This window comes from Bradyrhizobium sp. Leo114 (genome assembly GCF_055229415.2).
The window spans coordinates 1-9128 of the sequence record NZ_JBUYEN020000104.1 but is presented as its reverse complement, the minus strand read 5'-3'; the positions used below and the strand labels follow the sequence as shown (position 1 = coordinate 9128).

Annotated in this window: 5 protein-coding genes and 4 pseudogenes; 1 reads left to right on the top strand and 8 read right to left on the bottom strand. The window is 57.7% G+C overall.

The genetic code is table 11. The annotated features are described in order from the left end of the window. The coding region (locus ACZIRK_RS43900; RefSeq protein ID WP_474419699.1) for an ATP-binding protein at positions 1-511 on the top strand (511 nt) is incomplete at its 5' end. 74 nt (positions 512-585) lie between these two features. Here the strand turns inward: ACZIRK_RS43900 and ACZIRK_RS43895 are convergent. The 8 genes and pseudogenes from ACZIRK_RS43895 to ACZIRK_RS43860 all read right to left on the bottom strand — a co-directional run. After that, positions 586-1095 (bottom strand): annotated as a pseudogene (locus ACZIRK_RS43895) (transposase); the annotation flags it as partial. 271 nt (positions 1096-1366) lie between these two features. Further along, a complete protein-coding gene (locus ACZIRK_RS43890; RefSeq protein ID WP_051397385.1) occupies positions 1367-1897 on the bottom strand; it encodes a GNAT family N-acetyltransferase in 531 nt (176 codons plus the stop codon). A gap of 80 nt (positions 1898-1977) precedes the next feature. Further along, complete coding sequence (locus tag ACZIRK_RS43885) at positions 1978-3213, bottom strand: hypothetical protein (protein WP_245475144.1); 1236 nt, start codon at positions 3211-3213, stop codon at positions 1978-1980. Further along, positions 3185-4660: a coproporphyrinogen-III oxidase family protein gene (locus ACZIRK_RS43880; RefSeq protein WP_165421495.1), complete on the bottom strand. Its 1476-nt coding sequence runs from the start codon at positions 4658-4660 to the stop codon at positions 3185-3187. The genes ACZIRK_RS43885 and ACZIRK_RS43880 overlap by 29 nt, the downstream gene beginning before the upstream one ends. A 1145-nt stretch (positions 4661-5805) precedes the next feature. Continuing rightward, positions 5806-6688 (bottom strand): annotated as a pseudogene (locus ACZIRK_RS43875) (IS110 family RNA-guided transposase); the annotation flags it as partial. Between the two features lie 17 nt (positions 6689-6705). Next, a pseudogene (locus tag ACZIRK_RS43870) lies at positions 6706-7713 on the bottom strand (ISL3 family transposase); the annotation flags it as partial. A 162-nt stretch (positions 7714-7875) separates the two neighbouring features. Next, positions 7876-8643 (bottom strand): group II intron maturase-specific domain-containing protein, encoded by a 768-nt coding sequence (locus ACZIRK_RS43865; RefSeq protein ID WP_245475147.1) that lies wholly within the window; start codon positions 8641-8643, stop codon positions 7876-7878. Positions 8644-8980: 337 nt separating this feature from the next. Beyond that, positions 8981-9128: pseudogene (locus ACZIRK_RS43860) on the bottom strand (IS630 family transposase); the annotation flags it as partial.

The window sequence follows — 9128 nt, the reverse complement described above, 5'->3', positions numbered from 1 at the left end:
TCTCGCCACGGCGCTGGGCGTGGAGGCCGTGAAGGCCGGCCGCAGCGTCTATTTTGCAAGTCTTGCCGACATCATCGGCGCTCTGACCAAGGCCGAGCGGGAGGGGCAATTGCGCGAGCGGATTCGCCCGCTGTGCCGGACCTCGTTGCTGATTGTCGACGAAATCGGATACCTGCCCGTCATCCCCGGCGGCGGCAATCTGTTCTTCCAGCTCGTCAACGCTCGCTACGAGCGTGGCGCCATGATCCTCACCTCCAATCGCGGCTTCGCCGAATGGGGTGAGGTCTTTGGCGACCCGGTGGTGGCCACGGCGCTGCTCGATCGGCTACTTCACAATGCGGTCGTCGTCCAGATCGAAGGATCAAGCTACCGCCTGCGACAGCATGCCGATCTCATGCCCGAGCACGTCCGTTCCAAGGCCTCCATCAACTCGCCAATCCCGGCACAGCCGCCGCGCCGCCGCGGTCGACCACTCAAACATGGAGCCAACGATCACCAGCCAGCCGGCTGATCACCGGGGTACCGCCCACCTGGGGAATTTTACTTCGGCACATCTGGGGAAATTTGGAGCGGCATTGACACGCGGGCGCGGTTGAGAAGCCGCGCGTCGGTCGGGAACATCACGTTCTTGGGCCGCACCGTGGTGTCGACGAAGACCCGGTTGAGATCGGACGGTTTGAGCGCCTTGGTCTTGGTCGCAACCGCAAGGCTCTCCTGCAGCAAGGCCTGCAGCTTCTCCTCGCCCATGCGCTGGCGCCAGCGGGTCAGCGAGGAGCGGTCGAACACCAGGCGGTGCTGGAAGAACTTCTCGCCGCAGAAGAACTGGTAATAGGGGTTCTCCACCCAGCGTTCGCACAGCAACTCATCGGAGAGGTCGTAGCTGTGCTTGAGGATCGCCAACCCCGCCATCAGCCGGGTCGGCAGCGGCGGCCGGCCCGGCTTGTCCTCATAGACCGCGCCGAACTTCTGCTCGAGGAATGCCCAGTCGATCGTCCGCGCCAGCTGCACCAGCGCATGGTTCATGTCGATGATCGCGTCCAGCCGCGAGCGCAGAAGGTCGGCCTGTCCGCTGTCCCGTCGTTCCTTGGGTCGCATCGTCCCCTCCGTTGCGACCACGGAATCACGACACGCGATTCGACGGAATCCCAAAAATCAAATTGCAAGCTTTCGGGCCTTCAAATCCAAAAAGCTTGCAATCCCGAACCTCGCTCCGATCCAAAATTCGACTCCCGCTCAATGACTTGGGAGCTTCTTCACGGACGACGAAACCGCTTCCGCGGCGCCCGCGCTTCTCCTCAGTCGACGCGAGCCGAACTCCAGCGCCTTCACCTGCTTCAGCCTTTCACGACGCCAGGTCCCTACAGGGCTAGCGTGGATTCTCCAGGCCCACAACCTCGTTGATTATGTGACGTGGCTCATCCCGGCCGACAAGCCGCTTATCGTAGAAGATCACTTCATATCCGTGCAACATCCCTTCCTTACGGCGAACGTAGCCAGCGGCCTCATAAAGTCTTTGAGCCCCTACTTGGATCTTTGTCGTGTCGAGTACTATCCGCTTGAATCCCAGGGCGGCGGCTCGCGTTTCCAATTCACTAAGAATCCTCGTCCCAAGCCCTCGCCGTCGAAAGGCAGGATCGACTCGCATACGCTTCAGCTCTGCGACGTCATCGTCAATAAGCTTCAATCCACCCATGGCAACGAGCTTGGAACCAATATGCGCAACTACGAAGTCTCCGCCTGACGCGATGTATATTTCTCCAATGTTTCGTAAATCATCCTCCCACGCTCCTTCCGGGCCACACACACCAACCGCCTCCGATGCGCGTCTATGCAGATGCCACACATCATCAGTATCTCCTGACTCAAATTGACGAAACATCACTTCGTCCTGAGACATCGAACGCCACCTTTGGACCCGTGTCGGATGCCTGCGCCTCTCAGCATCACTACATGTTTTAGCTAGCCAAATACCGCCGGCTATCGCGCCGCCGTTAACAGCCGCTGTGAAAGGACAGCCTCAACACTTTCCGAAGCCTCGACTCCGACAATTGGACGACCCGGTTCAACCGTATATTTCAAAGCCGTAGTACGGTGCATCCGGGTAAACTGTTCCAGCGCACAAACACACGAAGCGCGCAGCCTTCGGACTTCTCCACCATAGCGTTCGATGACGGGCGAAATGGTTGCAAACCCAGGAAAGTCCGCTTTCCCTTCCAGCCAACTTGGCGTGGGCTCCGCGCCTTTGTCATCTGGTGACAACCAGCGGAATACCTCGTGAATGTCTCCCTGTGGATAGTATTCGGACAGCCGATACAAATCCCTATAGTATTGCGGCTTCTGCTGAAAGAGTTCTTCGCCGACCAGTAGCACCGAGACCGCCACGACCCGGGCAGAAAACCGACCGCTTGGGCCAAGCCTATTCTTGTAAGGGTTTTTTCCGTAAAACACACGAAATTGGCTAAATAGGTCGGGCGACATATGTTCAAAAAATCGGGCCAGAACATAGTTCGCTGACTCAAGGCGTTCCAAGCATAGCGCAAGACATTGATGAGCGTCCGCGTCAGCCGCATCACGCAATTCAAGTAGAGCTGCGATTGCCAATTTTAGCTCGCTCTCGATGAGTTGATGACCCAAGCAAAAGTCTCGCTCCTCGACCCCGGCGGCGCCAAGGCAATATATGCGAGGATCGCTCTGCACTGGATTCGTCAGGATCATATCTTCATAGGAGAGAACCTCAATGCTAGGCTGTCGCTGGCAGCTTAAGCGGGCGAGACGGCTCAGCGCCTCTCCCACCGTCAACTCCGCCTGCACTGGATCAAGGCCGGCAAACGCCGACATCTGATAAGCACAATTGACGAGATATTGGACGTCTGTCTTAGCGACGGCGAAGTCGGGATCCGGCAACTTCAGCAGCTGTCCATCATGGTCAGCCGATGCAATCATCGCATTAATGCTACTTCCAAGAGCCTTGACCGCTTCATCTGGCCGTTCACTGCCTTTGATCTCGGCAATGAAGTGCGGCAGTTGATCGGCGACAACATTGCTGACAAGCCCAAGCGGCCGTTTCCGTTGCCCGCGATCGAAGCTATCGGACCCATGAGAAAATATCTGCCGCGCCCGACGGCGCTGCTGTTCCGGAGTGGAAAAGGACAACGTAGCGACCATAGACGAGCGCTCCCCCACTTCATCGAAAAACAGCTTGCATTTCTGCACTCGACCCATATCTTGCGGCGGGCGAGTAGTCGTGCTTTTCGATTAGATCCGTTTGTTTGTCTGTTATCCTGCTATCGTTGTACGCGACCCGCTCAAGTACATTCTCAGAGAAAAATAGCAACGATACAGCGCCCGAGTTGATAATTCCGGCGTCGGTTAACGAAAGCACGCCATCGTTTGAAATGCGAACGAGGCCTGCCTCCCTTAAGATTTCAAGCTCGCCGAAAAAGTATTCTTCTAGCGATACTCCAAATTCGCGCTCGAAGCGGGAGAGCAGCACTCCGCTGCTTCGCAAGGCAAACATTAATGTTCGGCGCATGAGGTCGTCCTGGGACAGTACAACCCCCTTCCACACTGGTTTCTCGCCGGCTTCGACCCTACGTAGATAGCGATCTAGATCTGCCTCGTTGTAGAACTGGCACTGGCTCATGTAGCCAAATCCACCCACCCCAAACGGGACGAGATTATTGTCGTTCCAGGAATCGTATTTACGGCTTTGTTGAACGGAGTGCGGCTGCGACCTCTTAGTCCAATAGAAAATTGGTCCATAGCGATAACCGAGCTTCGTGAGGATGTGCTCCGCCATGAAGTGCATTATAATGCGCTCCTTGGCCCCGGCGAATTGATAGCGTCCCATAGCCAAATGGCGGGCCACGGGGTCAGTCAATTTAAACATCAACGGGAATACGTTGAACTTCTCTATTCCAATGTCCAACAGCCCGATTATTGAGTCGTACCAGCTCCGAAGCGTTTGCTGCGGCAGCCCATACATGAGGTCAAGCGATAGATTCTCAACGCCCATCTCGTTCAGCAATGTCACGAGTTGTATCACCTCCTCCAGACCGTGCCCGCGGTTCAATATACGCAAAATATCCCGATCTAGACTTTGAACGCCCAGTACGAAGCGGTTTACTCCGCCTCTAAGTAGAGTCGAGATGCGATCCGCGGCGTCCGCATGCTTCACAAGCGAGGGATGCAACTCAAAACTTACTTCTGACTTCGACAAATCAAAGCGCTCGTTAACCATGGCAAATAGCGTTTTGAGTTGATGGTTCGTCAAAAATGAGGGAGTGCCCCCTCCAAAAAACGCAGTCTCAACAGCTCTCCCAGCAAGCGCCGCGCCCGACCAAGTCATTTCTTTATTTAAGGCCGCCAAATAGCGTTCCACTCGCTCGGAAGATGGATTGATTTCCTTGGCGAAGTGGCAAAACGTGCAATACTGATTACAGAATGGGATATGAAAATAGAGGTCAATTGACGAGGCGACCTGAGTCAACAATCTTTCGGCATCCAGGTCACCCATTGCCTTGAGAGGAGGATATGTGCCGACGAGATAGTCGTTGTGCGCGTCCAGGTGCAGATTTCGCGATCTCAACATGTCGAGATTGATCTCGTACGAGCGGTCGATCGCAAATTCCAGGGCTTCGGAATAGCTGGGCGCGTTCATCTGTTGGGGACTCCATTAGCTTTCGTGTAGGAAAGCCGCGCTGGCAGCCGCGGCCGTACCACATCAATCTCGTCTTGCTCGTTACTGAAGCGGCGCGTTTCAATCAGCGAGCTGCATTCGCGCCCCACTCGCTGCAGCTCCGTTCGCAGGTCGCGATGCGCTCGGTGGTACACGGAGACGACTACAGATTGTCGACGAGAGGCAGATGTTTTGGCTAATGCGAATGCATGCGATACCGACCGCACTCAACCGTACAGCTATGGCGCTGACTTGTTTGGATCGAGCAAGTTTCATTTGAACTCCTGCGGCGACGACTGGATTGCATGGTCATGCGGATCCTTTTCCGTGTCCCAGCAATCGACGTGCCACCAAAGTCCGCTCGCGCGGGGCTTTTTTGAGGAACGAAAACCATGTGCTTTGCGCTGTATTGTCGGAATAGTTACGCCACAGCGTCGGCTCCCGGACATACGCGTCCTCAACGGGACACGGCCGAAAAACGACAACACGGAGCATCGAGTGACCATGATCGTCTCTCGACAGTGGGTTCTGAGGTGATTGGACAACACCCCACGTACTCTTCAACGGGAGCCAACGATTGAGCCCTTTGGCGCCGAGGGCGCTCCTGCCTCCTGAGTCGCGGCATACACCGCCAAATTGCCAGGTGGCCGACGATCGCTGGTGCACCGGCGTTTGGCGCGAACGCGCACCATGCGATCAGCTTTCCGGAACCCCATGTCGAGTCGCCCGGAGGGCTTTCACCTCCGGGCGCTCCCAGAACCGTACGTGAACCTCTCGATTCATACGGCTCCCGATGTTCGGCCGTTGCCATGACATAGCTGCCAGTGCTGTCAATCGGCCCTTTAATTGCGAGGTGTTGTTAAGCTGCCATTCTTTGTCTCCGGTGGCACGACGGCAGCGATCACTTCGTCGGAGCTGGTCGGGGTTGCGGAGACGGAGTGATCGCGGGTGACGAGAGAATCGTCAGCCGGAATTGGCTGAGGCCCGGCCTCTTTAACGGGTCAACTTGTTCGCGTTGATGTCGCAGCTGGGGTCATGGTCCTTTCCGAGGTAGCGGGCGCCTCATGTTGATGTCCGGATCCGACGCCTCAACGTTTGCAGCGGAGTGCGGACAAGCCGGGGCCAGCCGATTCCCATTTCTTCGTACGGTAGAGCAGGACAGTTGCGGCTTCGTAGAGATAAGTTCGCAGCAGTCGATCGCCCCAGCGTGAGATTCGGCCGTTCTGATCGATCTCGCCGGACTGGTTGCGTCGAGGCGTAAGCCCGAGATAGGCTCCAACGGCCGCCGCAGATCGAAAGCGCGACGGACCGTCGACCGTGTGCCTGAACGTCAGGGCGGTTACGACGCCCACGCCCGGGACCGTCATCAGGCGCGCGTCGTTTCATCCGCTTTTGCGAGCCGCCGAATCTCGTCGTCTATTTACTTTGCTGCCGACAGACCTGATCATGGACCAGCAAGAGAGGATCAACCACGGAACGCAGGTGGTGATCATCACCCAACAAGTCGTTGACCTGCTTCCGAAACTGAAGGCCTATAGCTCTTGGGAACAGCAGGCCGTACTCTTTGACGATGCTGCGGACTTGGTTTTCGATATCCCTTCGGATTGCGACCAGACGAGATCGCGCCACGAGAACGGCCCGGGTCCTTTGGCTCTCTTCGCTCTTGACCTTCACTTCTCGGTACCAGCCGACCCTGACCAGCTCGGCCAGTCCTCGGGCGTCATTCTGATCGCTCTTATTCAAGCGGGTCGAGAGTACGGCATGTGCGTGGCGAGCATCGACACAGACGACAGGAAGGTTAACGCGTCGGAGCTCGTGCCAAAGCCAGCTCGCCATCGCTCCAGTTTCAAAACCGATACGCTCAGCATTTGGCGCACGCTTGCAAAGTAGCTCGGTCAATGCTCCAGGTTCGGACTTGGCCTTGCCTTCGAACGTTACTCGTCCACTTTCGTCGATTACGCAGACTGAAGTTTCCCGTTGTGAGACATCCAACCCGACGTATTGCTTCATGGTAGCGCTCCGAATCGGTTGATTGCGAGTACCCGCCGTCTGCGGGTTGCCCATTCTGCGACAACACGAAGAGAGCCTCGGAAGCCGCGCGTCCTTAGACGTCGCCAAAGTTCAGTCCCGTTTCGGCGGCCGGCAACCCACTGATCGTCGAGCCATGGCAGGTGATGATCGAGCGAACTCTGCCGGGTCCGGAAGACATCATGGCGTTCGCCACGGATCACCTGTCGAACCAGCTTCCTGCTATGGCCAGTCTTGCGTACGATCTGCTTGATCGGTGTTCCGCTTTTCGACAAAGCCAAGATAGTTGCATTGGTCTCTTCGCGGCGAAGATATCCGTCATACTGCAGGCGCTCGGCCGCGGTGAGCAGCTTGGGATCGATCGTGGTCGCGCCGATGACGGTGCGGATCTGGCGCATCGATTTTCGGACGGCGTCAAGGAAGGCCCGACTGGCATTCTCCATCAAATGCCAACGATCGGCGACCTGTACCGCGTGCGGCAGGGCCTTTGCGGCCGCTTCGCCATATCCCCCGCCGCGGACCCGGGCAACGATCGCGATCGTGGGATGACCGGCAAGCCAGGCTTGGGCGGTCGCGGGCTCACGATCTGGCAGCAGGGTAACGATCCGGCGCCTTTCCAGGTTGCAGACGATGCTGGCGTATCGGTGATTGCGCCGCCAGGCCCAATCATCAGTGCCGATGACCTTGAGCGGGTCGGCCGGCGGACGGTGACGGCGTCGGACCACGCGCAGCAGCGTATCCTTACTCACCGGCAACATCAGCCGCTTTGCGAAGCCTGCCGCCGGTCGACCGCCAAGCGCCAGGCCGAGGTGATGAACGATCGAATCCATCCTCGCCGTGGGTCGGGCCGACGGCGCCAGAATCCCCTCGGCGAAGCGCTCAGTGAAGATTTGGCGCCCGCACAGGACGGCGTCGCAGCGGAAGCGGCGAGCGATTACCAGGAGCTGGACGATCCGCCCTGCGAGCGGCAAATCGGTCACGCGTCTTCGATATCGGCTATGGACACGTGGACGGTGATCGCGACGACCTCGTTCAATCGGCTGGCGGCGGCTTGTCCGCACTCCGCTGCAAACGTTGAGGCGTCGGATCCGGACATCAACATGAGGCGCCCGCTACGTCGGGAAGGACCATGACCCCAGCTGCGACATCAACGCGAATAAGTTGACCCGTTAAAGAGGCCGGGCCTCAGGCCAATTCCGGCTGACGATTCTCTCGTCACCCGCGATCACTCCGTCTCCGCAACCCCGACCAGCTCCGACGAAGTGATCGCTGCCGTCGTGCCACTGGAGACAAAGAATGGCAGCTTGACAACACCTCGCAATTAAAGGGCCGATTGACAGCCAGTGAGCGAGGAGAGTCGGATTTGCGCGGCAAAGCCGCTCAAACCAATCTCGTGCCCCTTTGGTCTTGCGACGCAGCCGCTTGAACTTGCGGCGCGCCCAGGGGATGACAAAGGCATCGATCCTCTTCAGGGTCGGACGCAACTGCGTCCGATGGAAGGGGCCGTAGTAGTTGATCCAGCCTTGAGTGTACGGATTGTAGGCCTTGGCCAGATCCTGCAGGGACTTGTCGCTGTGATGGTGAAGAGTCCAGCGCCGGATCGTCCGGCTGATGGCCTTCAGCGCTTTTGGACTTACCGCGGGCATGAAGCCGTGCGCGTGGATAGTTCCTTGCCATACCGTCTTTCTTGCTCGGAATGAGAACCCGAGAAAGTCGAACGACTGGTTCGGAAAATCGCCACGCCGGTTCGCATCCTTGCAATAGACCATCTTCGTCTTCTCCGGATGCAGCACCAACTCGCAGGCCGCAAAGTGGTCGGCAAGCGCGCTCCATAACGCCTGCGCCTCGTCGGCGCTCTTGCAGTGACAAATGACGTCATCCGCGTAGCGCTCAAACGGGATGAGGAAAGGTTCTCGCCATCCACATATCGAACGCATGATGCAGAAACAGATTCGCCAGGATGGGCTTACTACTCCCCGTACGCAAAAGGTAACTTGCGTCGCCGACCGACGGGTGGCCGCCTCCAGGGGGCGAAGTCGGTCCGCCACCGGCGGGTGAACCGCTTGGCGCAGGAATCGAGTGGCGAATCACGATTGTGTCATTGGAGACCAGGATTTCTTTGACGAGGAGTCGGACGATACGTTGGCGCTCTGAAACATCTAACGTCTTCGCGGTTGCGCGTAGCCGTGCAAGAAAGCTTGTAATTGTCTCGGCCAGTCGCAGGTATCCACCGCGATCGGCAAGGTGACTCTGAATGGCAGCTAGTACCCGGAATCAGAGCTGAGTGATACGGCAGCCTTTGAACCGTTTTGGCGGACTCGTTTCTTCGTCCAGGCGAAGGGCTGTGCTTTTTCATTGTAGGCGCGGATGAAGGCATCGATGTGCTCCTGTAGCTGCGTGACGGCGGTGAATGATGCACCGT